This window comes from Rouxiella badensis (assembly GCF_026967515.2).
GTDB lineage: Bacteria > Pseudomonadota > Gammaproteobacteria > Enterobacterales > Enterobacteriaceae > Rouxiella > Rouxiella badensis.
Map to the genome: position 1 here is coordinate 2,528,112 of NZ_CP114062.1, position 26,048 is coordinate 2,554,159.

Here is a 26,048-nt window from a genome sequence, read left to right on the forward strand (position 1 = left end):
AATACGCGAAGAGTTTAGCGCTAAGTCGGGTTTCATCCCAGGGGCCATAAAAAAAGCCCCTTTGTCAGAGGCTTTTAAATAATTATCTTATAGATTATGAGGTTATTGAGTTAACGGCAGAGTATTTTCTTCGCCTGGCCAACGCAGCGCCGGATAGAGCGCCATGCGAATGTTAAACAGATAAAACAGCGGCGCGAAGAGCTGCATATCTGAGCGGCAAAGTGTTTCGGTGCGCAGCAGCAGTTTATCCAGTTCATCAAGCAGCGACTGCGGCGGCGCGATGTAGATATTCCTCAACCGCTTTTTAAAATAGCCGGTAATCTCGGCCATCAGCGCATCGCTGTCCAGAGTATTGTCTTTGAGCAACTGGTGATGACGCGCATAAAAGTCGTAGCAGTTTACGCCGAGCCAGATTTCAGTGATCAGATTGCCGCCCAACGCCACACCTGGGATAGGATCGACCTTATTTCGCGGCAGAATGATGTTTATCTTGTCTATCATGCTGGCGACATACTGCTGACGCGACAGCAACGACGACGCGTTCATCTTGATCTCGGAGGTAAACTGCAGCAGCTCTTTGACGCCTCTGCGCAGCACGCGACGGGCAGTCCACGCAGGCCTTTTATTACGCAAAACGGCTGTAATGACTACGGCTATCACAATGCCCACGACGGTGGAAATAGCGGCATTGATAATCGACAGTAAATCAGGTTTGAGATTGTGCGTCATACCGATAAAACCGGGGATCTGGGTCGCAATAATCAGCCCGATAAAGTTGGTCGACGGATTGGCGATGACCAGCCCCAAAGCAATCAGGCCCGGTGCCAGAACGATTATCAGCGATTCGAAGGTAACGGTACCGGGAATAAAAATCCCGACATATATGATACTGACCGCGATAGCCACCAGTACGCCCTTCAGAAAGACTTTCATCGAGCCAATAGGACTGTCGAGTGAGGCAAAGAATGAGCATACGACCGCCCCCATCATCGGCGCCGTTGATCCGTCTTTCCAGCCGGTGCCAATCCAGAACAGGCAGCCGACCATGGTCGCAAAGAAGGCGGTAAAGCAGGAAAGCAGGATCATCCCGCGGTCAGCATGCCTTCTGATTAACTTGTCTTTATTGCGTTTTCGCTGCTGCCCCATCAAGTTCACACGCTCTTTAGCACCCAGATAGGATTCGGAAAGACGAATGAAATTCAACAAACGTTCCATCAGGCCAATGAGCAGCAGACTTTCCTCTGCGCTGATATTACCGCTGGCATAAAGCGTTTTTATCCTTTCCTGCGACGCGCCGATGTCGTCCTGAATCCACTGCGCATTGCCGCTTTCCTCCGGGCTGTTGAGCCACTGAAGAAAATGGCTAAACGACTCGGCGACAAAATCGGGGAAGCTTATCCCCTGCTCTGCCAGCAGGCTCAGGCGCTTTTCAATCGCGGTCAGGGTCGGGATAAGATAAGAGAGATGTTGATACTGTGCCCCCACCAGCCGAATGAGCTTTCTGGCCGAATCCCCTTCGTAAACCAGGTGAGTTATCAAGGTCTCAACGTTGAGCGGATAGTTAGCCATCTGCACCAGAATCTGGTCACGCTCCGGGGTGCTGTCTTTGGATTCTGCGGTCAGCAGCTCATTACAGAGGCTTTTGGCGCTGTTGTACCAGTTGTTGACGGTGCTTTCCAACAGATTGCGCATTCGCACCGGAAACACCAGCATGTGGATTAGGCTACTACAGATAATGGCGACGGTAATCTCTTCTACCCGCGAAATCACCGTATAGGTAATGCTCAGCGGCGTAGTCACATCGGCAAAGCCCATGATTGCGGCGCTGTACCCGGCCAGCATAAACACATAGCTTTTCGGCGTGCGATCGTGAAGAGAAAGAAACAGACAGACAGCGACCCACAGCGACACACTGAGGCTGAAAAGCAGGGGGTGCTGTACGGTGAGAGGATAAATGATAAAAATGAATATCCCGCCCAGTACGGTGCCTAAAAAGCGAAACAGCGCTTTCGACAGCGTGGAGGCCGAATAGAGTTGAGAGATAACGTAAACCGAGACCATGGCCCATGCGGGCTTATCGAGATTCAGCTTAAGTGCAATATATAACGCTAAAAAAGCCGCTATGCAGGTTTTTACCGCAAACAAAAGCGCACTTTTTGTTAACCATTTCATATTTTTATCAACAGTTCACAATTTTCTAAAACAGCATTTTATACCGATCGAGATAATAGTGCTGCGTTCTGCAAATATTAAGTTTGTAACAAATTGCTTACAAATACACCATTAGCAGAGAATAACGGGCAGCGAGGGGCTGCTGCCCGTGGATGCTGACAGGACACTAGATCCTGACGACGTTAGTGACCACCTGCATATAGGTCTGCGCTTCCTGGCGGAAGTTCATCTGGACACCGGAGGTGGTGTCAGTGAAGGTTATCGAGATAGCAGAACCACTGTAGGTTGAGACAACCACGTGGGAATAAGCCCCTCCTGAGTAGATGACAAACACGCGATAAGAACCGCAGGTACCTGCGTAGTTTGTCTTCAGTGTGATGTCATACATTGTCCCTTCGCTCAGGTATTTGTTGTTGCTTGAATCGGTGAGCAAAGCCAACACGCTGGTAGTACTGGTTGATGAAGCATAGGTGTTAGCGGAGCCAACCCCCTCATACAAGTAATCCTTCATGTAAAGCTTCTTGGCGAAGTTCACGTAGTCGGTGGTAGTGCTCATAAACGGCACCGACTCGACGGTGGTATTATACAGCGACAAGGTCGTACCACTATTGCCCACGCTCAGGCCGTGATCGCTATCGGTCAAGGAGTCAAAGGAGTTCTGATATTGAATATTTGAGGTATACAACAGTCCCCCGATAATTCCCGACAGGTAGCCCGCAGTAATCTGAATCTTAGCGAAGGCCGCCCTTTCGAAATCGTGCAGAATATCGAAGTAGTTAGTGGCGCTGGTATTATCTCCGCACACGTTCACGCTGGTATACGCCAGTGCAACGCCGGTGACCGTAGTACAGGAAATGGTTGCACCGGTTGTCCATGGGAAAGCCGACCCGCTGACGGCTGAAATATCTACCGTTGAGGCGACGACAACGTAGGTATTGCCTTCGTTGGTGTAATAGAAAAGGAACTCCAGCGGTGTGGTGCCGTCGGTGAGCTTCAGGCCGGTCTGACCGATAATTGAGCTTAACCCCGTGCTGCTTGAAAGCTCAAGAACCGCCAGTCGTTTACCGTTGAAGTCCCAATCGCCGCTGACCTGAGCGTATTGTCCTGAATCGAAGAACCAGACGCCGCCCCAGTAGTTGGAAGCGATAAATTTGACGAAAATCTTCCAGCCTTCAACGATAGGGTTAGTCCCTGTCGTTCCGCTCTTCAGGAATATCCCCATATAGTTACTGGTCCAATAATCCCCGGTTATCCAGTTCGACGCATTCGGCCATTGGTGGCTGCCCTCACGAACAACCGCAATACAGTTGGATGCATTACCGACGTGAATATGTGAAAGCGCGAAACCATAACCCGTACCAGCAATACCATCCGCTACGCCGCCACCGTTAAGCACGTTGATGAACAAGTTAAGACCCGTAATATTGCTCAAACTGTCACCGATTGTGATCATCGGCGTCGCATTCCAGAAGGTCGTGCTGGTCGGGAAAGAGCTCGTGGTGCTCAGAGAGTGAATAGAAATATTCAAACCGTAACTAAAGATATTACGGATCTTGATGGTGCCAGAAATCGCGTAACTCCCTGTCCCGCGAACCTCCAGGATGCCTTTACTGACAGCGCCATCGATTGCAGCCTGAATTGCCGTCGTCCAGTCACCGGAGGCAGCGGCGGTATCAGCATAGTCTTCGATGTCTATATAGCGCGCCAGCTTGGTGGTATTGGTAGACAGCTGCGTGCCGCCGGTATTGAAAGCTGCACCGATAGTACCACTCGAATAACTGATACTGCCGTCATAGCCCACATAGCCCGAACCTGTTGTTGCCCCCAGAGCCGACTGCATGGTTTCCAGCACACGCTGAGCCGCAGCGGTTTCCTGCGCAGTAGTGAATAGAACGGCAACGGTCGTTGAGGTTGCTCCAGTTTGCGAAGCGGTAATCACAAAACTGCCTGCGGTAGTACTGGTTACCGTGCCGTTAGCCACACCGGAGGAGTTGGTGGTCACTGAGGTACTGCTCAGCGTTGCACCCGTAGTAACAGAAAGCGTTACGGTTGAGCTCGCCACGGCAGCACCGGTCGAAGAATTGGTAACGATAACCTGATAGGAGTTGGTAGAGCTACCGTCTGCCTGTGCGCCGTTGGTAACGCGAGTTAAGGTGAGTGTATTAGCCATAATGAATACCTCGTCAGTTGGAGTGGGTTGGGTGGTTTGGGGTGATGTTGTGCTGTGGCGCAGGCTATTTCTGCCTGGCCTGTTCTATTTGGCGGATGCCATCGAGCTGGGTATTACAGTTTTGCAGGTCGGTCAGTAACAGCTCATTCCATAGAACGGAGGAGCCATAGGTAAGAGGGTTATCGGGTGGAGGTGAGGGGTCGCACTGCGCCAGCAGATTGGCCGGTATTGGCGTCACGGGTGTCTTGACGTACTGCGTTGTAGTGGTTGAGCAGGCTGTCATTAGCGGCAGCAGGCACAGACACCACAGCGCAAGGTGCCGTTTCAAGCAGCGTTTTAATAACGGTCTGGCGTTGCTGGCTAGCGGCCTGATTATTTTTTTGTTCATTCAGCGTCGCTCCTGAAATCTGATTGAATATGCCCACGCTTAAGGCCTGTGACTGAGTGATAAACTCAGCCTCATTTTTCTGTTCGGTAAGAGAAGAGAGTGCTTTCTCCTGTGAAACCGTCTTACCGTAAAAATGAAAGGCAATAGCCATCAACAGGCCGATGCAGGCCAGAATCAGCAGGGTAGTTATCACGGCGATTTTGTTGATCATGTTTGCCCCATTAGACAGACTTGCCGGTCAATTTCACGGCGGTTTATCAGGCCTCGATTACGCTGTTTATTGACATAAACCCATTTTCGCAGGCCGTCGCAGGCCTGCTGCGTATCACCGGCATTGAGGTTTCTTAGCAACGAAGAGTGCTGGAATGCGCTGATGCCCACGTTGTAGGCGAAAGAATAAAGGGCGGCTCGGGTATAGTTATCAACAGGCACTTTTACCGCCGCATCGACCGCTTTCTTGACCGGAGCCAAATGTTTGACCAACAGTTCCTCACACTCTTTGTCCGAGTAGTACCTCCCGGGAATGACGTCTGGCCCTGTGATGCCACTGCACACCGTCCATACGCCACCAACATCGCGGTACGGCGTACTTTTCTGCCCTTCAATGCCTTCTGGCCCACCGAGTAAAGCGATCACAATCGTTAGCGCGGTTGCCCCGCTCAACTTCACTAATTTGCTTTTTAAAACAGGTGACATCACCATCAGGTACCTACCTTGTTCATGACATCTTTTACCTCTTCAGCAACGTTTGCCGGCACGACTTCGGCATTATTTTTCCTGCCAGCGAGATAGGAGCGTAGGATCTCCGTTCTTTTTTCATCTTCGTTCTGCCTTTCTTTCAAGGCACGTTTGTTGTTGAGGTAGGAATTGAAAGAAAGCAATGCGCCAAAAATGGCACAAAACACATAAATCCATTGCTCGGTAGTCAGACCCGCCGCACTAAAGAGTGCGGTGATCGTCGCCCAGAAATGCGTCCAGAATCCGTCACTTTGTGGGTTCATTTTCATCGTCTCCACCTCCAACTGTCGTTGGTTGTGCTCTATGGTCTCGGGGAATAGCGTTAAAGCACCCTAGGCTACGTTGTGTTACACCAGGCGCTCGAAGGCCCTTCATGGTCTGTAGAAAGGAATCAATAGAAAGGGGTTGATAGAAAGGCCAATAAAAAAGGGCCACCTCAGTGACCCTTCTGAAAGTATGACCCGCCAAAAAGACAAAACCCCGCCAGGGCGAGGTTTTAAAATTTTTACAGTTACCGAACTCAGCAACCACTTTTAACAGAGTAGAGGATGATTTTCGGACCGCGTGAGTTTTTTTAATTTTTTAATATTAAGCGAGCCCAGAATATGGGCTCCATAGTGGCTCTACAGGTATTTTTCTTTCAACGCCACCAACTCTGCTTCTGCATCCTTCCCAAGGACCTTAATGCCCTGTTCGACAAAGGCAAAGAACGCTTCGCTCTTGGTTTTGAGCTCCGCAAGCGGTGACAAGGTCGTCGTATCCGTATTAGTCTTGCTCGCAGTCGTTGTATCGGTGGAGGTCACAGCGGCTTCGACAGCAGATGTTGTCGTGGCATCAGAGGCTGAGTTTGAAGAGGCAGCCATCACCTCGGTAACAACGGGAGATGCAGTAGTTGCAACCAAAGATGTCGTCGCGCTGAAATTGACGACAACAGCAGCAGCCGTTCCATCCGTTAGTGTAGCGGTCACGGTGGCGCTACCCGCGGTCAAACTGATAACGCTTGCGGTAATTTGGCCCTTCTCATCGGTAGACGTTGACACTGCGGTGACTTTTGCACCGTTATCTGCGCTAAAAGTGACACTTACGCCCGAGACGGCAGCACCGGTGTCGTCGACGACCGTGGCCTGTACGCTGTCTGCAGCGACCGCATCGGCAAGCTGATTATCCAGTACGGCTACAAGTGTTAATGTCGTCATCATATTCTCCTGAGTTATGTATGTTTCTGCGGGATTATTCGAGGTGTAATAAAGACCTTTCAGCCAGACAAGGAAGCACTTAATCATTTTGCCTGTCCTCGTGGAGGGTAAAATTGAATCCAATAAAAAAGGGCCACCGAAGTGGCCCTTTAGAACGTAAAAACCCCGCCGAAGCGAGGTTTTATGGGATAGGGCTACGTGACTCAGTAACCACTTTTAATAGAATAAACGGCTTTTTGCGGACCGCGTGAGCACTTTTTTTGGTTCTTTATAAATTTCAACCATCGGGTCCATGTCCAGCCGGGTATCGAGCGTAGCCAGGCAGCCCTCCACAAATCCTTCTGCCATTTGCAGCATAATGCGTACCAGTTTCTCATCCCTCTTCATTGCACGAGCGATCGCTCGCTTAGGCTGATTCATCACATAATGAAGAATCAGAATCTGGTATTCCTCTGGTTTAAGGTTTTTTAGTCGGGTTACGCAGCCGTCAATCAGCAGACCATCATCATCGCAGCATGAAAGTCGTGACTTATAGGTATCGGGGAGCAGGCTTCTGAAACCGGCGGCCGTTTTCTGCCAGTCAAGTTGACTGTTGTTTGCAGCTGCCCAGCCGCCCCAGCGCTCTAAAACTTGTGGTATATCTCTCATAAGATGTCCTCCAAAGGTCGCTTTTCTGCTCTGCCGCTGCGCAGTCCGATGAGATTGTGCATCGCTCTCCTAAGCTTTGTTAGCCATCAGGCTTCACAAGCTAAGTTAAGTTAGATAATATATTCAAGGTTAAATTTGATCAAATAAAACTAAGATAACTTAGTTAATTTAATTGAGAGTGGATTATGGAATCAGTTGGAGCACGACTTAAGAGGCTACGCAGGATAACCAAGACCACGCAAAAAGCCTTGGGTGAATACTGCGGCGTTTCAGATGTAACGGTGGGATATTGGGAGAAGGATCTCAACGTCCCTAAGGCAGAATCTCTGTTAAAGCTTGCAAAATACTTTAATACCTCAGAAGCTTATATACTTTATGGTACTGATTTTGCTGGACTACAGCCGCTGGTGACCAGTGTGAGAAAAATCCCTATCCTTTCCTGGGTACAGGCAGGCGTGTTCACTGAATCAGAATCAACTGAACTATTTGAGAGCGCAGATTACTGGATGGAAACCGGGTTAAGAGTCTCTTCAGACGCATTTGCTCTAACGGTGCGGGGTGATTCAATGACTAACCCTTCCGGACTTCCGAGTATTCCGGAAGGCTCGACCGTCATTGTCGATCCCCACGTCGAGGCAACAAACGGGAAAATTGTTGTCGCTCGTATTGCGGGAACCAGTGAAGCAACGATGAAAAAGTTGGTGATCGATGGTCCCAACAAATATCTGGTGCCCCTCAATCCTCGCTATGCCAATATTCCCATCAACGGTAACTGCGAGATAATCGGCGTGGTACGCGGCGTCCAGTACGAAATCTAGAGAAAGTTAGTTTTACCTGAAATAAAGAGTGAAAGCGGCAAAGTTTTCACTCTTTTTTTTATGTCGACTATTTAGCCGAAAGTTCTGGAAGTTGGGTTTAGGATCGCCTGTAAAGCTCATAAAATCGCCGATTTATCAAAAAACAAACGCGTCGTGCCGCCTGTCATCTTCGCCTTAAGACTTGAGATATCTGGAAAATAAACCATATTCAAAGTAATTTTCACCTTGTTGTAAGGAGTGACAGATGGCAGAGAAATTCGAAGCAGGTGACGTGGTACTGCTTAAATCTGGTGGTCCAAAAATGACTGTCGACAGTTACGATCAGGATGATGAGAAGTATCGCTGTGAATGGTTTGTTGACGGCAAAGTACAGCATCAGTTGTTCAGAGGCTCATCGCTTGAAAAGTACGTGTCCGTCGGATGGTAAGCTCCGTATGCTTAATAACTTCTGTAAATAGCGTTTCAAATTGAAAAAAAGCTCGTTACAGGAATTCTTATGAAATCTACCGAGGCCTGCTGGGCCAGGAGTGCGTTCTTCATGCGAATGCAGAGCCTGAGGCAAGAATAAATAGGCTTAGAAAAAAGAGAGATACTTGCTTCAAATGACGCCAGTCGCCGCAAAGTTTCTGTATAAAAACGAGGGGAAGACGTTAAAAACCGAGGAAGTGCAGATAACCCTCCTCTTTATAGCAGTTACAAAGCGTTAGAAGCCCTAATGACAAGGCTCTCGACGGGTTATTGCGAAGCGTAGAGAGTCATTAACTGTCACAATCAAACATACATGACTTTTGTCATAAAGGTATCATCGGCGGAAATTCCCACTCCGCTATATGAGATCTTCAATGAGTATAAAACGTCATCTTTTACGCCACTGGGGCCCCTACTTTGTCCTGTCCCTCTGCGCTTTCTGGTTGGCCTTCTCCGTACCTTGTGTTCTTTTGGCCCTCTACGGATAAACGTTTCTGCACTGCGCTCTTCTTGCCACCAGGCACCACATTCACTGCTTCCAGGTTGACTCACCGAGTAAAAAACGCAAAGCGAATCTGCCGCAGAGACAAAGCCAAAAAGTGGAGGTTTTGATGAGTTTTCACTTTGATTAATAAGGTGAAAATCTTTATTACATGCAGCAAACACTGACAGCACATTATCCCTACTAAGGCAGTGGTTAATGTATTACCATTCGCGTCCCCCACAAATAAGAATCATAGGTAATTCATGTCCAGCAATGTAGTTCTTCTCGCGGCCGCTTTGGTACTTGCGGTGATTGGCGTTTACTTCGGTTTCTCTGCATTCAAAGAACACAGAGTGAAATCACGTACCTTTAAGCGTTAAGCACATCTTTTAGCGTTAAGAACCGTGCAGCACGCTGTGCGGCTTACTCGCTGTTTCCATGGTGCCCGGGACGAGACTTGAACTTTGACCTGCTCCCCGTTGATTAGTACACCCCAATGTTAGTAATGTCTTCATTTGCCCCTTAAAAAAGGCATGAGTAGCTTCTTCATTTTGCATCAGCCATCAGGTTCAAGGTACACACGGGATGGGTTTTAACAGTCGTTGGGCTGCAGCGAGGGAAGAAGCCAGAGAGAAGTTTCCAGAAATAGAGTTTGATTTCACCTTCCATGATTTGAAAGCGAAGGGAATATCAGATTTAACCGGTACGCTGCGTGACAAGCAGGAAATTTCAGGACATAAAAATTCATCCCAAACGGCGATTTACGACCGGAAGATGAAGATAGTCCCAGTAGTAGGAGACCAATAATATTATGAAAGGATATTATGAAACCCCAAAAACAAAAAAACCACCCGAAGGTGGCATAACGACATTACTACTTTATTGCTTTTGATTATTCAGTAATTTTCCATGGTACCCGGGACGAGACTTGAACTCGTACAGCGCGAACGCCGAGGGATTTTAAATCCCTTGTGTCTACCGATTCCACCACCCGGGCTCCGGGAAAATTGGAGGCGCGTTCCGGAGTCGAACCGGACTAGGCGGATTTGCAATCCGCTACATAACCGCTTTGTTAACGCGCCTTAATTCTTTACTTATCTTGCTGTTACACAGAACATTGTTCTATATAATCGAATTTGGAGCGGGAAACGAGACTCGAACTCGCGACCCCGACCTTGGCAAGGTCGTGCTCTACCAACTGAGCTATTCCCGCTTTAATCAGAACTTACTGATTTTTTTAACTTATCTTCTGGCTAATTGCTTGCTGCCTTCCGATGCGTTGCATTCTACTTACCTGACGCGGTGAGTCAATAAAATTATCGACTCATCGTGATTGATTGCCGTTTTTTAAATCACTTCGATCAAGGTTCCAGCAAATCATTACGTGCGGCGAACAAATACTGGAACATCGACCAGAAAGTCAGCACTGCCGCGATGTATAAGGCAACCACGCCAACGCCCACGGCGATATCGTTTGGACGCCACAGCAGCGCCACCAGCGAAAGCATCTGCGCCATGGTTTTCACTTTACCAATCCATGAAACGGCCACGCTGCTGCGTTTACCAATCTCGGCCATCCACTCTCTCAGAGCAGAAATGATAATTTCGCGAGCAATCATAGTCGCCGCAGGCAAGGTTATCCACCAAGCGTGGAAATATTCGGCCACCAGAACCAGCGCAATCGCAACCAGTACCTTGTCAGCGACCGGGTCGAGAAAAGCGCCGAAACGTGTGGTTTGCTTCCAGCGGCGGGCAAGATACCCGTCAAACCAGTCGGTGATGGCGGCGAGAACGAAAATCAGGGCACAGGCTGCCGGAGCCCAGACGTAAGGCAGATAAAAAGCCAATACGAAGAACGGGATCATGGCAACGCGAAACAGGGTAAGGCACGTCGGTATATTAAATTGCATGTGCGTAGGTAACTATCTGTCCGATGTAGATATTATGAGTATGTTGCTACAATGACCCTAGTGTTTCAACGCATTATGGATTTTTTCTGCCAATGCGTGTGAAATACCCGGCACTTTTGCAATTTCCTCTGCGCTGGCATTCAACAACGGCTGAATGCCTCCCATATACTTCAGTAGAACCTGGCGACGTTTCGGACCGACGCCCTCTATCTCTTCAAGTGCGCTGGTATTTCTGACCTTGGCACGCTTCTGACGGTGACCGGTAATGGCATGATTGTGCGAATCGTCGCGAATATGCTGTATCACGTGAAGTGCAGGCGAGTCCGAAGGCAACGCAATCCCCTCTCCTTCCGCCTTGAAGAACAAAGTTTCCAGTCCGGCTTTACGATCTGCGCCTTTGGCAATACCAATCAGCAGCGGTTTTGATTTGTCCCAGGTAACATCGAGCTCCTTGAACACGTCTAACGCCATACCGAGCTGCCCTTTCCCGCCGTCGATAAAGATGACGTCAGGAATTTTTGCCTCTTCTATAGACTTGCCATAACGCCGATTAAGTACCTGAGTCATCGCCGCATAGTCATCGCCCGGGGTGATCCCAGTGATATTATAGCGGCGATATTCAGCGCGCACCGGACCGTTGGCATCAAATACCACACAGGAAGCGACCGTTTGCTCCCCCATGGTGTGACTGATGTCAAAACACTCCATTCGATTAATCTCGGAGAGATTGAGCGTCTTGGCTAATTCTGCCAATCGCTGGTGAATGGTCGAGCGTTCAGACAGACGCGTCGTCAGCGCCGTGGTGGCGTTAGTGCGGGCAAGTTTCAGGTAGCGAGCGCGATCCCCACGTGGCTTGCTCTGAATATAAACCTTACGCCCCGCCATCTCGCTCAGCGATTCGGCCAGCAGGTCTTTTTCAGGCAGGCTGAAGTCGAGCAGTATCTCGCCCGGCAACGTACGCGCCTGGCTTCCCTGCAAGTAGAACTGTCCTACGAAGGTTTGTACCACCTCGGACATCTCGGTGCCGCCCGGCACTTTAGGATAATAGCTGCGGCTGCCCAACACTTTGCCCTGGCGAATAAACAGTACGTGCAAACAGGCCATGCCGGATTCGAAGGCCACGCCGATAACGTCAAGATCTTCACTGTTACCGCTCACAAACTGGCGCTCGGTCACGCGGCGCACGGCCTGGATCTGGTCGCGATAGCGCCCTGCGTCTTCAAAACGAAGGTCTTTACTTGCCGCTTCCATTCGCTCAATCAGCTGCGTTACCACCTGCTGGTCCTTCCCTTCGAGAAACAGTCGCACATAGTCAACCTGCTGCTTATATTCCTCTTCACTCACCAGCCCGCTCACGCAAGGCCCGAGACAGCGGCCAATCTGGTATTGCAGGCAGGGACGCGAACGGTTGCGATAAACGCTGTTTTCGCATTGGCGGATAGGGAACAGCTTTTGCAGCAGCGCCAGCGTTTCTCGAACCGCATAGGAATTGGGGAAAGGACCGAAATACTCGCCCTTGGCATGTTTTGCGCCACGGTGAATAGTCAGTCGGGGATGATTATCGGCACTTAAAAAGATCAGCGGGTACGATTTGTCGTCGCGCAGCAGCACGTTGTACCGCGGCTGATACAGCTTGATATAGTTATGTTCAAGCAGCAGCGCTTCGGTTTCGGTATGCGTGACCGTGACATCGATTTGATCGATATTCTTGACCAGAGTCTCCGTCTTGCGACTCGAGACCTGGACACGAAAATAACTGGAAAGCCGTTTTTTGAGATCTTTGGCTTTACCGACGTAAATCACCGTCCCGGACGCGTCGTACATTCTGTAGACGCCGGGTTGGCTGGTGACCGTTTTTAAGAAGGCCTGTGGGTCAAAACGCTCATTACTCACTACCAGATAACGTCTCCGAGTTGAAAAGACCGTGGCGGATTGCCAGATGGGTCAATTCTACATCACCGTTGATATTTAGTTTACTAAACATTCTATAACGATAACTGTTGACTGTCTTGGGGCTAAGATTGAGCTGCTCGGAAATTTCGTTCACCTTTTGCCCTTTGGTGATCATCATCATTATCTGAAGCTCACGTTCGGACAGCGTATCAAACGGCGTTTCTGACTGTGGCTCAAGCTGGCTTAGCGCCATTTGCTGAGCAATATCGGAGGCAATATAGCGCTGGCCAGAATCGACCAGGCGAATCGCGTTGACCACTTCCTGTGGTGCGGCCCCTTTACTGAGATAACCCGAAGCACCTGCCTGCATCACTTTGGCAGGTAAAGGGTTTTCAGTATAAATAGTCAGCATGATTATCTTGATATCGGGGCAAAAGCGCACAATCTTCTTCGTGGCTTCAAGGCCGCCAATACCCGGCATGCTCATATCCATCAAGACAATATCGACATGGTTACTGCGACACCATTTTACGGCATCTTCACCACACTGCATCTCATCAACAACTTTGATGCCTTTGATATCCTCAAGAATGCGTCGAATCCCTGCGCGCACCAGTTCGTGGTCATCTACAAGAAGAACGCTAATCAAAGAGAATTCTCCAAAAATAAAGGGCGTCACACGGTCGTATTTTTCATTCGTTTGCTCAGCGGCATCGAGTTTTCATGTAAACAATCTGCAAAAACTGCAAAAACTGCAAAAACTGCAAAAGGCACAGAACAATACATAAGCAAAAAAAGAGTCTACAGCGTCAGGTCGAACGCGTACCAGGTAAAACCTGAAAGCAAAAACATGACTGCGGAAATAAAAAAATAAATTTAAGCTAATTAAATTAACCGGCGTATTTTACTGCATCCGAGGGAAATTAACCAAGCATTCATTGCAAAATCTTATCGTTTAAAAATGTAAAACTTAAATTCCATTCAGGAATCGATTACAGCGCAAGCACACAACAAAAGACTTTAAAATCATACAATAGCGTGTTTTACAACCCCTAATATCGAGTGCCTATCTACGATAAATATGACTTAGATCAACGATTATTTATTAACGAACAAAATAACAGCAGCCTAACCAAGGGATATATTGCTGATTTCAACGCGGATTATTTTCTTATGCTAGTTCAGTTAACGGTTTTTAATATGAAAAAAGCGCCGGTTGTACCTGAACTATTCTCAACACCTGCTTAAGTTTAGTATCCTTGACGAAGATGATTATTTTTTTACAAAGATTATAAAAAAATTAATCGGCTCGAGCGGGACTTCCGCTACAGCCTGCTCCCAGCCTGACTGAGGACTGTGCTAGTATGGCGCCACCATTTTTAGCCGCCTCTGCACGCAGAGACGGTAAAGCTATTGAACACGTCATCCAGCGGCCCGGTGAGGCCACTGGTTTTTAAGGAGATATTATGAGCGCATGTGATTTTACTACCCAGGCCAACGTTGAAACACTGGCAACCGAAGTTGCCTGTCTGAAAGCGACCCTGACACTCATGCTCAAGGCCATCGGCCAGGCTGATGCCGGCAAAGTCGTGCTTAATCTGGAAAAATTCATCTCCCAGATCGAAGATCCCCAGCAGGCTCAAATCTTCAACGCCACGCTACAGCAGATCAAAACAGGCTATCGCCAATAAGTCTGACATAACCAGACGATGCCTTTTCGAAAGAGAGCCCGCGCGGCTCTCTTTTTTTACACAGTGGCCCAACTCAGCGCCCTCCTGGCCTACCTCGCGACAGGGTAAAATCTGCTAAAATGAATCACCGTGGCCTTTAAAAGGATTGGCTCTCTCGAGTAAACAATCTGGAGTAAAAGAAAATGAGCGACAAAGATAGCGAAAGCAAAACCAAAGCAGACGATGTTCACGTAAGCGACGGGCTGGCGAAGCTGCATGAGGTCGCCGAGCAGTTGACCGAGGAAGAGCTCCATCAGCTTGCCGAAGAAGCGAAACAGGCTGCTGAAAAAGCCAAAAAGAATCCTCACGCCTGAGGGTGTTAATTTCATTACCGTCATTTTTCGGAAGTTAGCTTCACCATGCATGAGAATTTTTTAGCTGAAAACCAATCGCTTGCCGCTGTGGCAGTCGATTACCAACACGGCGATTGCGAACCCTCCCACCGTCACGGCTGTTCACAGCTTATTCATGCAGTTACCGGGGTAGTACAGGTATCGACTCATCACGGCGTGTGGATGGTCCCGCCCGGGCGCGGTGTCTGGCTCCCCGCCAACGTCACCCACAGTCTGCGCTTTATCGGTGCTGTTCAGGCGCGGACGCTGTTTGTTGACTCTCTCGCCCGTGCGGATCTGCCTGCACAGTGCCAGGTGGTGCAGATTTCTCCCCTGCTGCGAGAACTGATCCTCACCTCCTTCAGCGTGCCGGTCGACTATGCGCCCGGCGGACGCGACGAGCGCATCATCGAATTGATTCTTGATGAACTGCGGCTGTTACCGATTCTTCCCCTTCACCTCCCGGAACCTACCGACCCGCAACTGCTGACGCTTTGCCAGCAGATCCGTGATGATTTGTCGGCGGCGTGGGAGCTTGAAGAAATAGCCAACCGTCTGGCGATCAGCGGCAGAACGCTTTCGCGACGTTTTCAGCGGGAGACGGGGTTAAGGTTTAGTGACTGGGTTCGCAGGGCAAAGATTCTTTCGGCGATGAATGCGCTGGCGCTGGGGCAATCGGTGCTGGATGTGGCACTGGAGCTGGGTTATGACAGTCCCAGCGCCTTCAGCGCCATGTTTCGCAGAACGCTGGGCGTGCCGCCGAGCGAGTACTTCAATCCTGCGGCCCGAGCCGCAGAAACCGTGGGTTAGTTAACGCAGCAGCTGTGCGCTGGCGTTAAACAGAGCCTGCAGCGAGGCGCTGGAAACGTCGCTGTCGATGCCCACACCGTAAACTCTTTCTCCCTGCGGACGCTGGCAGCTGACATAGGCAACCGCCCGGCTGTGGCTCTGATGACCCAGCGTGTGCTCATCATAATCACCAATTTCCAGCATCAGGTCGAAGGAGCGATGCAGAGCATCTACCGCCGATGAGAGCAGGCCGTTACCGCTGCCGCTCAGCGTAATCTCTTTGCCCTGATGATTCACCTTGGCGCTGAAATGACGCAGATTGTTCTCGTCGCTGCGAATATCGTAGCTCAGCAGCTTCATCACCGGCTGGTCCACCAGACCATAGCGCTGGCGGAACAGACGCCATACGTCGCTGGTGCTCATCTCTTTACCGCTGGTGTCAGTCTCTTTCTGCACCGCTTTACTGAATTCAATCTGCAATCCACGCGGCAGTTTCAGCCCATGATTCTGCTCGAGCAGCCACGCCGCACCGCTCTTGCCGGACTGGCTGTTAACGCGGATAACCGCCTCATAGCTACAGCCCACGTCGGCAGGGTCCAGCGGCAGATAAGGCACATTCCAGATATTGCTTTCACGCTGCTTCTGCGCGGCAAAACCTTTCTTGATGGCGTCCTGATGCGAACCAGAGAAAGCGGTAAATACCAGCTCACCGGCGTAAGGGTGTCGCGGATGGACCGGCAGCTGGTTGCACTGCTCAACGATTTCGACAATGCCCTTCAGGTCGCTGAAGTCCAGACCCGGCGAAATACCCTGGGTATAGAAGTTCAACGCCATGGTCACCAGATCCACGTTACCGGTGCGCTCACCGTTGCCGAACAGGCAGCCTTCAACGCGGTCGGCACCGGCCATCAGTGCAAGCTCGGCGCTGGCAACGCCAGTTCCGCGGTCGTTGTGCGGATGAACGCTGATGGAAACCCGATCGCGACGGCTGAAGTGACGGCAGAACCATTCAATCTGGTCGGCGTAAACGTTCGGGCTGCTGACCTCAACGGTGGCCGGCAGATTGAGGATCATCGGGCGCTCGGCGCAGGGCTCCCACACGGCAGCCACCGCTTCACAGACTTCCAGAGAAAACTCCAGTTCGGTGAAGCAGAAAGTTTCCGGCGAGTATTCGAAGGTCCATTGGGTTTGCGGGTATTTTTCGCACAGCTGACGAATCTGTTTGGCACCGCGCACGGCCAAATCCAGCGTGGCGGCTTTATCCATGTTGAACACCACCTCGCGGAATATCGGCGACGTCGCGTTATACAAGTGCACGATAGCGCGCGGTGCGTCGATAAGCGCTTCAAACGTGCGCTCAATCAGGTCGCTGCGAGACTGGGTCAATACCTGAATCCAGACGTCTTCTGGGATGGCCTTGTCGTTAATCAAGCCACGAACGAAGTCAAAATCGGTCTGAGAGGCAGAAGGAAACGCCACTTCAATCTGTTTGAAGCCACAGCGCAGCAGCATGTCGAAGAACATACGCTTACGCTGATTATCCATTGGCTCCGCTAGCGACTGGTTACCGTCTCGTAAATCGCTTGAGCACCACTGCGGCACATTATCAAGGGTCTTACTCGGCCATTGACGGTCCGGTAAGTTTACCGTTGGGAAAGCAACATACTTCTTCGACGGGTCGGCTAACATAGTTTTTCTCCATTCTTGCGTGCGGACCAAATTCCGCTACCTGAAACAAGTATGGCGTAATGTGCCGATTGCTGCGCCTCGTTAAACGACATTCACCCTCGCATAACGGACAAAACGACTTCAGGAAGACGAGCAGTTGCTCAAAGAGTGTAAAAATAACAGTACATTCGCTATTAGATTCTGCAACGCCATAGCTATAATGAGCCGGAATTTAACATTATTATGGCAGATCTGCCTGACTGTCCTTCATCCTCAAGCAGCAGATCCCGCTATAAAAGCTGAGAAAAGAGCCAGATAGAGCCCTTATTCCATACATGACAGGAAGAAATAACCTATGCAACACGATACAGAAGTCATCAGTCAATCTGGGGACGAGACTCCGGAGCACCTGCGCAGAAATCTCACCAACCGCCATATCCAGCTGATCGCCATCGGTGGTGCCATCGGAACGGGCCTGTTTATGGGTTCGGGAAAAACCATCAGTCTGGCGGGTCCGTCGATTATTTTCGTTTATATGATCATCGGCTTCATGCTGTTCTTCGTGATGCGTGCGATGGGCGAGCTGCTGCTGTCCAATCTCGAATATAAATCTTTCAGCGATTTTGCCGCCGACCTGCTGGGTCCGTGGGCCGGATATTTCACTGGCTGGACCTACTGGTTCTGCTGGGTGGTGACCGGTATCGCCGACGTGGTTGCCGTCACATCCTATGCCCAATTCTGGTTCCCAGGGCTGTCGCAGTGGGTCGCCTCACTGATTTTCGTGCTGATCCTCTTCGGCCTGAACCTCGCCACGGTCAAAATGTTCGGTGAAACCGAGTTCTGGTTTGCGATGATCAAAATCGTCGCCATTGTCGGGTTGATTATCGCTGGCTTGGTCATGGTGCTAATGCACTACAAAACACCCACCGGCTCCGTCGCGGCGTTTAGCAATCTGTGGGACAACGGCGGACTCTTCCCGAAAGGCATCAGCGGTTTCTTTGCGGGCTTCCAGATTGCCATCTTTGCCTTTGTCGGCATCGAGTTAGTCGGTACTACGGCGGCGGAAACCAAAGATCCGAAGAAATCCCTGCCGCGCGCGATTAACGCTATTCCGCTGCGTATCATCATGTTCTACGTCTTCGCGCTGATTGCCATCATGTGCGTCACGCCGTGGAACGCGGTTGCCGCCGACAAGAGCCCGTTCGTTGAACTGTTTGTACTGGCAGGCCTGCCCGCTGCGGCAAGTATCATCAACTTTGTGGTACTGACCTCGGCGGCGTCTTCCGCCAACAGCGGCATCTTCTCCACCAGCCGGATGCTGTTCGGCCTGGGGCAGGAAGGGATGGCACCAAAAGCCTTCGGGAAACTGTCTTCCCGCGCAGTGCCGTCCAACGGGCTGATGTTCTCCTGCATCTGTCTACTGGCAGGCGTGGTGCTGATTTACCTGATCCCGAACGTCATAACAGTGTTTACGCTGGTCACCACCGTATCGGCCATTCTGTTTATGTTCGTGTGGACCATCATCCTGTGTTCGTATCTGGTCTACCGCCGTAAGCGCCCCCAAATGCATGCTGCTTCTGAGTACAAAATGCCGCTGGGTATTCTGATGTGCTGGGTGGGTATCGCGTTCTTCGCCTGCGTGCTGGTGCTGCTCACGCTGCAACCTGACACCCGTCAAGCCTTAATGGCAACGCCGCTGTGGTTTGTCATTCTGGGGATAGGCTACTGGCTGCGTTCTAAAAAGCGCGCCGCAGTGAAATAATGGCCGCCTGAAATCGGCATAAAAAATCCGGTGTATTTTGCGCCGGATTTTTTTTATCTTCGATATTTCATCATTTTAACCCTAAAAAATGCCCATCGGCGTGTCGGTATGGGCATTTCCCGTTGCGGGTCTAACCTCAACCCTGCGGTCGAATACCCTGCGTAATGATGTGCTGAAGATTAGCCACCGCCTGCTCGAAGAACGCCTCGTCGCCGAGGGTCTGTCCACTGATCGCCTCAATCTGTACGCCGAAGTCGGCATAGTGCTGAGTGGTGGCCCAGAGGATAAACAGCAAATGAAGCGGCTCGATAGGCGCGATTTGCCCGGCCTGAACCCAGCCACGAATAATGTCAGACTTCTCATCCACTAACACTTTGAGGTGTGTACTCAGCACCTGCTTGAGTAGCGGCGCCCCTTGCAACATCTCGAGGCAGAACAACCGGGATGCCTGGGGATGGTCTCGCGAGACGCAGAGTTTAAGATAGATGTACTGTTTTATCGCCTCCATCGGCTGCTGCTCGGGGCTTAGCGCCTTGAGCGGTTCGAGCCAGATGTCCAGCAGATCTTTCAGAACGGCGACGTAAAGCTCTTCCTTGGAGGGGAAATAATAAAGCAGGTTAGTCTTGGAGACGTCGGCACGCTCGGCCACTTTGTCGAGGCTGGTTCCGTGGAGCCCGTATAAAGAAAAGAATTCCAGCGCGGCGGCCATAATGGTGTTTCGCTTTGCCGCGACGGCGCGTGAACGCCGCGTCGGCGCCTTCTTGCTGCCGGTCAGTCCATCTGCTGCCAATTCTTCACCCTCTCTTCCTGTCAGTCTCGCTTTCGCTCAAGCATAACAAAACTCCCCCACTGCGACTATGCCCGTGCCTCTCTCCCCCAGGGAGAAATGCTGAAAATTCATTCAAAATTTAACATTTCCGCACCATTTTTGCTCATCCCTGCCTGATTTTCGTGCAGTTATTTTTTACCAAATGGTCCACTTTAGACCATTTGCTCTACCCTATTTCAAAAAACTTTTTTAAGACATTGATAATAAAGGTGATTTAAAAACTGGCATTGAGATTGCAATGTCAGTGTACGAGTAAGCGATTAGCCTGGCGCAATTAGGAACCCGCAGGATGCACTCAAGCCAGGCTTTCGCTGTTAAACGCTCCATGTTCCAGAGGCCAGACGGGCCTTTATCAAACAAGAGGTGTGCTATGAAAATCGGTGTCTTCATTCCTATCGGTAATAACGGCTGGTTGATTTCAGAAAACGCGCCGCAGTATCAGCCAACCTTTGAGCTGAACAAAACCATCGTGCAGAAAGCCGAGCACTACAACTTCGATTTCGCCCTTTCGATGATCAAATTACGCGGATTCGGTGGCAAAACCGAATTCTGGGAACACAACATGGAGTCGTTCACGTTGATGGCAGGATTGGCCGCCGTGACCAGCAAAATCAAGCTCTACGCCACTGCGGCAACGCTTGTGATGCCACCCGCCATCGTTGCCCGCATGGCGGCCACCATTGATTCCATCTCCAACGGCCGCTTCGGCGTTAACGTGGTGACCGGCTGGCAGAAACCAGAATACGAGCAGATGGGCATGTGGCCGGGCGATGAGTATTTCAGCAGCCGCTATGACTACCTGACCGAATACGTCACCGTGCTGCGCGACCTTTGGGGCACGGGCCACTGCGATATGCAGGGTAAATTCTTCAAGATGGACGACTGCCGCGTCAGCCCACGTCCACAGGCCGAGATGAAGGTTATCTGCGCCGGTCAGAGCGATGCGGGAATGGCCTTCTCGGCCAAACACGCCGATTACAACTTCTGCTTCGGTAAAGGCGTCAACACACCGACCGCTTTTGCCCCCACCGCCGCGCGCATGAAAACCGCCGCCGACGCAGAGAAACGCAGCGTCGCCTCCTACGTGCTGTTTATGGTCATCGCCGACGAAACCGACGCCGCCGCGCGCGCCAAATGGGAATCTTATAAAGAGGGAGCCGACAGCGAAGCGCTGGCGTGGCTGACCGACCAGAGCAGCAAAGACACCAAATCCGGCGCGGATACCAACGTGCGTCAGATGGCTGACCCCACGTCGGCAGTGAACATCAACATGGGGACACTGGTGGGCTCTTACGCCAACGTAGCAAAAATGCTCGACGAAATTGCGACAGTGCCGGGCACAGAGGGCGTCCTTCTGACCTTCGACGATTTCGTACAGGGTATCGAAAACTTCGGCCAGTTCATTCAGCCGCTGATGAAAACGCGCCAATACCTGCTCAATGATACATCCGTCGAAAAAGAGGTCGCATAATGAAAATTGTAGAAAATGCCGTTGTTCGTCGAGATCCGGGCGCTATTAACGGCGAAGTCATTTTGCCCGCACGTCCTGAATCGCTGGCGTTCTCACCGCAGCAAACCGCGCTTATCGTCATTGATATGCAAAATGCCTACGCCTCCAAGGGCGGCTACCTAGACTTGGCGGGCTTCGACGTCTCGCACACGGGACCGGTTATCGCCAACATCAAGCGCGCTATCGCCGCCGCGCGATCGGCGGGCATCAAGGTTATTTTCTTCCAGAACGGTTGGGATAACCAGTACGTCGAAGCTGGCGGCGAAGGTTCACCAAACTTCCATAAATCTAATGCCCTAAAGACCATGCGCAAACGCCCCGAGTTGATGGGCAAACTGCTGGCCAAAGGCGATTGGGACTACGACCTGGTTGACGAACTTCAGCCGCAGCCGGGTGACATCGTGCTGCCAAAAACGCGCTACAGCGGATTCTTCAACACCCAGCTCGACAGCCTGTTGCGCAGCTATGGCATTCACCATCTGGTATTTACCGGTATCGCCACCAATGTCTGCGTTGAATCAACCCTGCGCGACGGCTTCTTCCTCGAGTACTTCGGCGTGGTGCTGGAAGATGCCACCCACCAGGCAGGCCCAGAGTTTGCTCAGAAGGCCGCTATCTACAACATCGAAACCTTCTTTGGTTGGGTGTCAAACGTCGACAGTTTCTGTAATACCGTCGCGAAAACCAGCGAAAAAATGAGCCAAACGGCCTGAGAAATTAAAATCTTTAATTAATTTTAAAAAGGAAAGCACTATGCCAAAAAGCATCATCATCCCTGAAGGCACCGGCGTCCCCATTGCGCCATTCGTTCCGGGCACCAAGGCCGATGGCGTCGTCTACGTCTCGGGAACGCTGCCTTTCGACAAGAACAATAACGTCGTGTTTCCCGGCGACGCCGAGGCACAGACTCGCCACGTGCTGGAAATCATCAAAGGGGTAATTGAAACCGCTGGCGGCACCATGGATGACGTCACCTTCAACTCCATTTTCATCACTGACTGGAGCCACTACGCGGCAGTGAACAAGGTTTACGCCGAATATTTTCCGGGAGAAAAACCCGCGCGTTTCTGCATTCAGTGCGGTCTGGTGAAACCTGAGGCACTGGTAGAAATTGCCTCAATCGCTCACGTAGGCCACTAGTTTTTCCGAAATCAGACGGTGAGAATGGCATGAGCAAAACGTCCCTGTTTTACAAAATTAGCGGCAACACCTCGCCCACGGCGCAAACCGTGGTGCTCTCTTCCGGGCTAGGCGGTGTACACAGCTTTTGGAAACCGCAGCTGGCGATGCTCGAGCAGCATTTCCGCGTGGTGGTTTATGACCAGTTTGGCACCGGCGCAAGTCAGGGTACGATCCCCGCGGGCTATCGTATGGAGGATATGGCCGATGAGCTCGCCGGTCTGCTCAATACACTGAAGATTGACCGTTGTCACGTGGTGGGCCACGCGCTGGGCGGCATTATCGGCCTGCATCTGGCGCAGCGTTATCCGGCATTGCTCGAGAGTCTGGTGGTGATTAACGGCTGGGCGACGCTTGACAGCCAGACTCGCCGCTGTTTTCAGGTGCGTCAGGATCTGCTGCTTAACACCGGCGTGGAAGCCTACGTTCGGGCGCAGCCGCTGTTTTTATATCCCGCAGACTGGCTTTCGGCACACGCCGAGCTGCTAGAACAGGAACAAACCCATCAGGTTGAACATTTTCAGGGAATGGAAAACCTGCTGCACCGTCTACAGGCATTGATGTCTTCGGACCTCAGCGGCAGCCTCGATATCCTAAATACGCCGACGCTGGCCTTTAGCTGCAAAGACGACCTGCTGGTTCCGTGGCACTGCTCCACGACGCTGGCGCATAATCTGCCCAACGGCGAGCTGGTGCAGATGTCGTACGGCGGCCACGCCATGAGCGTGACCGACAGTGAAACCTTTAACCCAATCCTTCTCGAATGGCTGCTGCGCTTTGCCCCGCCGTCTGCCGAGAGCTCACAGCCAACGGAGACATCATGGCCGAAGCATTAATCACCAGCGCACTGGCGACCTTGTTCACAGAAGCCCGCACCCACAACGGATGGCAGGATAAACCGGTCAGCGACGAGTTGCTACAGCAGGCCTACGACTTAGCGCGTATGGGGCCGACCTCCGCCAACTGCTGCCCGCTGCGCGTAGTGTTTATCCGCACTAAAGAAAGTAAAGAGAAGCTGGCACCTGCGCTGTCGAGCGGCAATCTGGAGAAGACCCTGAGCGCGCCTGTGACCGCGATTCTGGCCTACGATCCGGCGTTTTATGACCTGCTGCCGGAGCTGTTCCCGCACGGCGATGCACGCTCATGGTTTACCTCCAGTCCTGAATTAGCGCACGAGACGGCGTTTCGTAATGCCAGCCTACAGGCGGCGTATCTGATCCTCGCCCTGCGCTCGCTCGGCCTGGATACCGGCCCGATGTCTGGTTTCGATCAGGCGAAGGTCAACGAAACTTTCCTGAGCGAGCAAGGTTGGAAAGCCAATTTCTTGCTTAATATCGGCTACGGCGACAGTGGCAAGGTTTACCCTCGCGCACCGCGTCTGGCCTTCGATCGCGTGTGCAAAATTATCTGACTACGGCCCCAGCGGAGCTCATCATGACATTACCTCTTAAGGACCTCCCCCTGGCCGAGCTGGCTGGTGTGGAAAAACAGGCATTTCGCGACGCGATGGCGCATCTCGGTTCGGCGGTGAACATTATTACCACCGACGGACCCGCAGGACGCGCCGGATTTACCGCCTCGGCGGTGTGCAGCGTCACAGACACGCCACCGACCCTGCTAGTCTGCCTGAATCGCTCGGCTTCTGTTTATCCGATTTTTGAGCAGAATCAGGTACTTTGCGTCAATACGCTGTCGGACCTCCATGAGTCGTTGTCCAACCTGTTCGGCGGCAAGACGCCGATGGAGGCACGTTTTTCTGCCGCACAGTGGCTAACGATGGCAACGGGTTCTCCCGCGTTGCAGGGCGCACTGACCTCCTTTGACTGCCGCGTCAGTCAGGTGACGCAGGTTGGCACCCACGACGTTTTATTTTGTGAAGTCATCGATATTTTACGCAGCGATGACAGCCATGGATTGGTCTATTTTGACCGACGCTATCATCCCCTGATGCGTCAAAAAACATCGGCCTGAGTTCAGGCCGTTTTCCTCTGTTTTAATCCTGGAGAAGATGATGGCGAATACGTGGTTTCCTCAATGGCGTAAAAGAACGGGCAGTCTGGAAGGGGCGGTAATAGCGCCGGATGAGCGGCTGCCCTTGGGGCCGACCATCATCATGGGACTTCAGCACGCGGTGGCCATGTTTGGTGCTACGGTGCTGATGCCGCTGCTGATGGGCTTCGATGCCAACATGGCTATTTTGATGTCCGGCATCGGCACACTGCTATTTTTCATCATCGTCGGCGGGCGCGTGCCAAGTTATTTAGGGTCGAGCGCCTCGTTCGTCGGGGTCGTTATCGCCGTCACCGGCTACAGCGGCCACGGACCGAATCCCAATATTGCCCTGGCATTGGGCGGCATTATCGCCTGCGGTGCGGTATATACGCTGATTGGCTTTGTGGTGATGGCGGTCGGAACCCGATGGATTGAGAAACTGATGCCGCCGGTCGTCACAGGGGCGATTGTCATGGCAATAGGCCTTAACCTGGCACCGATCGCCGTCGGCAGCGTCGCGGCCTCAATGTTCGACAGCTGGATGGCCGTCGTCACCGTGCTGTGTATCGGCGGCGTAGCGGTATTTACGCGAGGATTGATGCAACGGCTAATGCTGCTATTGGGGCTTATTGCCGCCTACATTATCTATTTTGTCATCACCAACGTGCTCGGCCTGGGAAAATCGATCGACTTTAGCGGCATCACGCATGCCGCCTGGTTCGGGATGCCAAGCTTTACATCGCCGGTTTTCGACAGCCACGCGATGCTGTTGATTGTGCCAGTAGCCGTTATTCTGATTGCTGAAAACCTCGGGCACATCAAAGCCGTCGCGGGAATGACCGGTAAAAATCTCGACCCTTATCTGGGACGCGCGTTCGTCGGTGACGGCCTGGCGACCATGCTTTCTGCCTCGATGGGCGGCACCGGGGTAACAACCTATGCGGAAAACATCGGCGTGATGTCAGTGACCAAGATTTACTCGACGCTCATTTTCGTGGCTGCGGCGGTGGTTGCTATTTTGTTGGGCTTCTCTCCCAAATTTGGTGCATTGATTCACACCATCCCAGGGCCGGTATTGGGCGGTGCGTCTATCGTGGTCTTTGGCCTGATTGCCGTCGCCGGTGCCCGCATCTGGTTACAAAATAACGTTGATTTAAACCAGAACGGTAACCTGATTATGGTCGCGGTGACGCTTGTACTGGGGGCTGGCAACTTTTCGCTGACCTTCGGTGGCTTCACCATGGGCGGCATAGGCACCGCAACGTTTGGGGCTATCTTGCTCAACGCGCTGTTGAAAAGCAGAAAGGTTAGCGTTATTGGCACAGATACTGCATTAAAAGATAACTGACGACCTCAGTTTCTCCTTAGCTCA

General features: G+C 51.5%; 26 protein-coding genes, 3 tRNA genes and 1 pseudogene. 14 read left to right on the top strand and 16 right to left on the bottom strand.

Annotation, left to right across the window (positions count from 1 at the left end):
* Positions 1 to 102: 102 nt before the first annotated feature.
* From O1V65_RS11730 to O1V65_RS11765, 8 genes are all read right to left on the bottom strand, one after another.
* Positions 103 to 2,172, bottom strand: coding sequence for an FUSC family protein (locus tag O1V65_RS11730; protein WP_192503493.1), 2,070 nt, complete (start codon positions 2,170 to 2,172; stop codon positions 103 to 105).
* A 166-nt stretch (positions 2,173 to 2,338) separates the two neighbouring features.
* Complete coding sequence (locus O1V65_RS11735) at positions 2,339 to 4,342, bottom strand: Ig-like domain-containing protein (protein WP_227952750.1); 2,004 nt, start codon at positions 4,340 to 4,342, stop codon at positions 2,339 to 2,341.
* Positions 4,343 to 4,406: 64 nt separating this feature from the next.
* Positions 4,407 to 4,625 (bottom strand): Rz1-like lysis system protein LysC, encoded by a 219-nt coding sequence (gene lysC, locus O1V65_RS23165; protein WP_419722282.1) that lies wholly within the window; start codon positions 4,623 to 4,625, stop codon positions 4,407 to 4,409.
* Positions 4,522 to 4,941 carry a hypothetical protein gene (locus O1V65_RS11745; RefSeq protein ID WP_051040046.1) on the bottom strand — a complete coding sequence of 140 codons (420 nt, stop codon included), beginning with the start codon at positions 4,939 to 4,941 and terminating at the stop codon, positions 4,522 to 4,524. The genes lysC and O1V65_RS11745 overlap by 104 nt, the downstream gene beginning before the upstream one ends.
* Positions 4,938 to 5,432, bottom strand: a complete 495-nt coding sequence (locus tag O1V65_RS11750) for a lysozyme (RefSeq protein ID WP_269129751.1) — start codon at positions 5,430 to 5,432, stop codon at positions 4,938 to 4,940. The genes O1V65_RS11745 and O1V65_RS11750 overlap by 4 nt, the downstream gene beginning before the upstream one ends.
* Positions 5,432 to 5,737, bottom strand: coding sequence for a hypothetical protein (locus tag O1V65_RS11755; protein WP_017490464.1), 306 nt, complete (start codon positions 5,735 to 5,737; stop codon positions 5,432 to 5,434). Before O1V65_RS11755 ends, O1V65_RS11750 begins: the two co-directional genes overlap by 1 nt.
* Before the next feature lie 354 nt (positions 5,738 to 6,091).
* Positions 6,092 to 6,667 carry an Ig-like domain-containing protein gene (locus O1V65_RS11760; RefSeq protein ID WP_158086750.1) on the bottom strand — a complete coding sequence of 192 codons (576 nt, stop codon included), beginning with the start codon at positions 6,665 to 6,667 and terminating at the stop codon, positions 6,092 to 6,094.
* 213 nt (positions 6,668 to 6,880) lie between these two features.
* On the bottom strand, positions 6,881 to 7,312 hold the full coding sequence (locus O1V65_RS11765; protein ID WP_017490465.1) for an antiterminator Q family protein: 432 nt from the start codon (positions 7,310 to 7,312) through the stop codon (positions 6,881 to 6,883).
* Positions 7,313 to 7,497: 185 nt separating this feature from the next.
* On the opposite strand from O1V65_RS11765, the gene O1V65_RS11770 reads away from it, so the two are divergent.
* The 3 genes and pseudogenes from O1V65_RS11770 to O1V65_RS11780 all read left to right on the top strand — a co-directional run.
* A complete protein-coding gene (locus O1V65_RS11770; RefSeq protein WP_017490466.1) occupies positions 7,498 to 8,130 on the top strand; it encodes a LexA family protein in 633 nt (210 codons plus the stop codon).
* Positions 8,131 to 8,374: 244 nt separating this feature from the next.
* The gene (locus O1V65_RS11775; RefSeq protein WP_017490467.1) at positions 8,375 to 8,557 is read left to right on the top strand and encodes a YodC family protein; all 183 of its coding nucleotides are present in this window, start codon (positions 8,375 to 8,377) and stop codon (positions 8,555 to 8,557) included.
* Between the two features lie 1,040 nt (positions 8,558 to 9,597).
* A pseudogene (locus O1V65_RS11780) lies at positions 9,598 to 9,889 on the top strand (site-specific integrase); the annotation flags it as partial.
* 103 nt (positions 9,890 to 9,992) lie between these two features.
* Here O1V65_RS11780 and O1V65_RS11785 read toward each other — a convergent pair.
* The 6 genes from O1V65_RS11785 to uvrY form a co-directional block, all read right to left on the bottom strand.
* Positions 9,993 to 10,079: transfer RNA gene (locus O1V65_RS11785), tRNA-Leu, on the bottom strand.
* An 11-nt stretch (positions 10,080 to 10,090) separates the two neighbouring features.
* A tRNA-Cys gene (locus O1V65_RS11790) sits at positions 10,091 to 10,164 on the bottom strand.
* Positions 10,165 to 10,219: 55 nt separating this feature from the next.
* Positions 10,220 to 10,295 (bottom strand) — tRNA-Gly (locus O1V65_RS11795).
* Between the two features lie 148 nt (positions 10,296 to 10,443).
* The gene (pgsA, locus tag O1V65_RS11800; RefSeq protein ID WP_017490470.1) at positions 10,444 to 10,992 is read right to left on the bottom strand and encodes a CDP-diacylglycerol--glycerol-3-phosphate 3-phosphatidyltransferase; all 549 of its coding nucleotides are present in this window, start codon (positions 10,990 to 10,992) and stop codon (positions 10,444 to 10,446) included.
* Positions 10,993 to 11,049: 57 nt separating this feature from the next.
* The gene (gene uvrC / locus O1V65_RS11805) at positions 11,050 to 12,885 is read right to left on the bottom strand and encodes an excinuclease ABC subunit UvrC (protein ID WP_026110337.1); all 1,836 of its coding nucleotides are present in this window, start codon (positions 12,883 to 12,885) and stop codon (positions 11,050 to 11,052) included.
* On the bottom strand, positions 12,878 to 13,534 hold the full coding sequence (gene uvrY / locus O1V65_RS11810) for a UvrY/SirA/GacA family response regulator transcription factor (protein WP_026110338.1): 657 nt from the start codon (positions 13,532 to 13,534) through the stop codon (positions 12,878 to 12,880). Before uvrY ends, uvrC begins: the two co-directional genes overlap by 8 nt.
* A gap of 817 nt (positions 13,535 to 14,351) precedes the next feature.
* Here uvrY and O1V65_RS11815 point away from each other — a divergent pair.
* The 3 genes from O1V65_RS11815 (at position 14,352) to O1V65_RS11825 (ending at position 15,757) form a co-directional block, all read left to right on the top strand.
* Positions 14,352 to 14,576: a DUF2594 family protein gene (locus O1V65_RS11815; RefSeq protein WP_017490474.1), complete on the top strand. Its 225-nt coding sequence runs from the start codon at positions 14,352 to 14,354 to the stop codon at positions 14,574 to 14,576.
* 182 nt (positions 14,577 to 14,758) lie between these two features.
* Positions 14,759 to 14,929: a hypothetical protein gene (locus tag O1V65_RS11820; protein ID WP_017490475.1), complete on the top strand. Its 171-nt coding sequence runs from the start codon at positions 14,759 to 14,761 to the stop codon at positions 14,927 to 14,929.
* A gap of 45 nt (positions 14,930 to 14,974) precedes the next feature.
* Positions 14,975 to 15,757, top strand: coding sequence for an AraC family transcriptional regulator (locus O1V65_RS11825; protein WP_026110339.1), 783 nt, complete (start codon positions 14,975 to 14,977; stop codon positions 15,755 to 15,757).
* Here O1V65_RS11825 and leuA read toward each other — a convergent pair whose 3' ends face one another.
* Positions 15,758 to 17,425, bottom strand: coding sequence for a 2-isopropylmalate synthase (gene leuA / locus O1V65_RS11830; protein WP_269129752.1), 1,668 nt, complete (start codon positions 17,423 to 17,425; stop codon positions 15,758 to 15,760).
* 334 nt (positions 17,426 to 17,759) lie between these two features.
* Between leuA and cycA the strand changes: the two genes are divergently transcribed.
* Positions 17,760 to 19,166 carry a D-serine/D-alanine/glycine transporter gene (gene cycA / locus O1V65_RS11835; RefSeq protein ID WP_017490478.1) on the top strand — a complete coding sequence of 469 codons (1,407 nt, stop codon included), beginning with the start codon at positions 17,760 to 17,762 and terminating at the stop codon, positions 19,164 to 19,166.
* Between the two features lie 136 nt (positions 19,167 to 19,302).
* Here the strand turns inward: cycA and rutR are convergent, their stop codons facing one another.
* Positions 19,303 to 19,956: an HTH-type transcriptional regulator RutR gene (gene rutR / locus O1V65_RS11840; RefSeq protein ID WP_017490479.1), complete on the bottom strand. Its 654-nt coding sequence runs from the start codon at positions 19,954 to 19,956 to the stop codon at positions 19,303 to 19,305.
* A gap of 409 nt (positions 19,957 to 20,365) precedes the next feature.
* On the opposite strand from rutR, the gene rutA reads away from it, so the two are divergent.
* Genes rutA through rutG form a run of 7 tightly spaced genes read left to right on the top strand, consistent with a single transcriptional unit; the run spans position 20,366 to position 26,024 of the window.
* Entirely contained in the window at positions 20,366 to 21,466 is a 1,101-nt protein-coding gene (gene rutA / locus O1V65_RS11845) for a pyrimidine utilization protein A (protein ID WP_017490480.1), read from the top strand.
* The gene (gene rutB / locus O1V65_RS11850; RefSeq protein WP_017490481.1) at positions 21,466 to 22,218 is read left to right on the top strand and encodes a pyrimidine utilization protein B; all 753 of its coding nucleotides are present in this window, start codon (positions 21,466 to 21,468) and stop codon (positions 22,216 to 22,218) included. The genes rutA and rutB overlap by 1 nt, the downstream gene beginning before the upstream one ends.
* A 40-nt stretch (positions 22,219 to 22,258) precedes the next feature.
* Positions 22,259 to 22,645: a pyrimidine utilization protein C gene (gene rutC / locus O1V65_RS11855; protein ID WP_084912978.1), complete on the top strand. Its 387-nt coding sequence runs from the start codon at positions 22,259 to 22,261 to the stop codon at positions 22,643 to 22,645.
* A gap of 44 nt (positions 22,646 to 22,689) precedes the next feature.
* The gene (gene rutD / locus O1V65_RS11860; RefSeq protein WP_084912992.1) at positions 22,690 to 23,520 is read left to right on the top strand and encodes a pyrimidine utilization protein D; all 831 of its coding nucleotides are present in this window, start codon (positions 22,690 to 22,692) and stop codon (positions 23,518 to 23,520) included.
* Positions 23,505 to 24,095 carry a malonic semialdehyde reductase gene (locus O1V65_RS11865; RefSeq protein WP_017490484.1) on the top strand — a complete coding sequence of 197 codons (591 nt, stop codon included), beginning with the start codon at positions 23,505 to 23,507 and terminating at the stop codon, positions 24,093 to 24,095. Before rutD ends, O1V65_RS11865 begins: the two co-directional genes overlap by 16 nt.
* 23 nt (positions 24,096 to 24,118) lie before the next feature.
* The gene (rutF, locus tag O1V65_RS11870) at positions 24,119 to 24,655 is read left to right on the top strand and encodes an NADH-dependent FMN reductase RutF (protein ID WP_017490485.1); all 537 of its coding nucleotides are present in this window, start codon (positions 24,119 to 24,121) and stop codon (positions 24,653 to 24,655) included.
* A gap of 40 nt (positions 24,656 to 24,695) precedes the next feature.
* Positions 24,696 to 26,024 (top strand): pyrimidine utilization transport protein G, encoded by a 1,329-nt coding sequence (gene rutG, locus O1V65_RS11875; protein WP_017490486.1) that lies wholly within the window; start codon positions 24,696 to 24,698, stop codon positions 26,022 to 26,024.
* Positions 26,025 to 26,048: the final 24 nt, after the last annotated feature.

Excerpts from the sequence above, each read along its gene's own strand:
- O1V65_RS11730 (WP_192503493.1), bottom strand. The coding sequence starts at position 2,172 with ATGAAATGGTTAACAAAAAGTGCGCTTTTGTTTGCGGTAAAAACCTGC.
- O1V65_RS11735 (WP_227952750.1), bottom strand. The coding sequence starts at position 4,342 with ATGGCTAATACACTCACCTTAACTCGCGTTACCAACGGCGCACAGGCA.
- lysC (WP_419722282.1), bottom strand. The coding sequence starts at position 4,625 with ATGACAGCCTGCTCAACCACTACAACGCAGTACGTCAAGACACCCGTG.
- O1V65_RS11745 (WP_051040046.1), bottom strand. The coding sequence starts at position 4,941 with ATGATCAACAAAATCGCCGTGATAACTACCCTGCTGATTCTGGCCTGC.
- O1V65_RS11750 (WP_269129751.1), bottom strand. The coding sequence starts at position 5,432 with ATGGTGATGTCACCTGTTTTAAAAAGCAAATTAGTGAAGTTGAGCGGG.
- O1V65_RS11755 (WP_017490464.1), bottom strand. The coding sequence starts at position 5,737 with ATGAAAATGAACCCACAAAGTGACGGATTCTGGACGCATTTCTGGGCG.
- O1V65_RS11760 (WP_158086750.1), bottom strand. The coding sequence starts at position 6,667 with ATGATGACGACATTAACACTTGTAGCCGTACTGGATAATCAGCTTGCC.
- O1V65_RS11765 (WP_017490465.1), bottom strand. The coding sequence starts at position 7,312 with ATGAGAGATATACCACAAGTTTTAGAGCGCTGGGGCGGCTGGGCAGCT.
- O1V65_RS11770 (WP_017490466.1), top strand. The coding sequence starts at position 7,498 with ATGGAATCAGTTGGAGCACGACTTAAGAGGCTACGCAGGATAACCAAG.
- O1V65_RS11775 (WP_017490467.1), top strand. The coding sequence starts at position 8,375 with ATGGCAGAGAAATTCGAAGCAGGTGACGTGGTACTGCTTAAATCTGGT.
- pgsA (WP_017490470.1), bottom strand. The coding sequence starts at position 10,992 with ATGCAATTTAATATACCGACGTGCCTTACCCTGTTTCGCGTTGCCATG.
- O1V65_RS11815 (WP_017490474.1), top strand. The coding sequence starts at position 14,352 with ATGAGCGCATGTGATTTTACTACCCAGGCCAACGTTGAAACACTGGCA.
- O1V65_RS11820 (WP_017490475.1), top strand. The coding sequence starts at position 14,759 with ATGAGCGACAAAGATAGCGAAAGCAAAACCAAAGCAGACGATGTTCAC.
- O1V65_RS11825 (WP_026110339.1), top strand. The coding sequence starts at position 14,975 with ATGCATGAGAATTTTTTAGCTGAAAACCAATCGCTTGCCGCTGTGGCA.
- leuA (WP_269129752.1), bottom strand. The coding sequence starts at position 17,425 with ATGTTAGCCGACCCGTCGAAGAAGTATGTTGCTTTCCCAACGGTAAAC.
- cycA (WP_017490478.1), top strand. The coding sequence starts at position 17,760 with ATGCAACACGATACAGAAGTCATCAGTCAATCTGGGGACGAGACTCCG.
- rutA (WP_017490480.1), top strand. The coding sequence starts at position 20,366 with ATGAAAATCGGTGTCTTCATTCCTATCGGTAATAACGGCTGGTTGATT.
- rutB (WP_017490481.1), top strand. The coding sequence starts at position 21,466 with ATGAAAATTGTAGAAAATGCCGTTGTTCGTCGAGATCCGGGCGCTATT.
- rutC (WP_084912978.1), top strand. The coding sequence starts at position 22,259 with ATGCCAAAAAGCATCATCATCCCTGAAGGCACCGGCGTCCCCATTGCG.
- O1V65_RS11865 (WP_017490484.1), top strand. The coding sequence starts at position 23,505 with ATGGCCGAAGCATTAATCACCAGCGCACTGGCGACCTTGTTCACAGAA.
- rutF (WP_017490485.1), top strand. The coding sequence starts at position 24,119 with ATGACATTACCTCTTAAGGACCTCCCCCTGGCCGAGCTGGCTGGTGTG.
- rutG (WP_017490486.1), top strand. The coding sequence starts at position 24,696 with ATGGCGAATACGTGGTTTCCTCAATGGCGTAAAAGAACGGGCAGTCTG.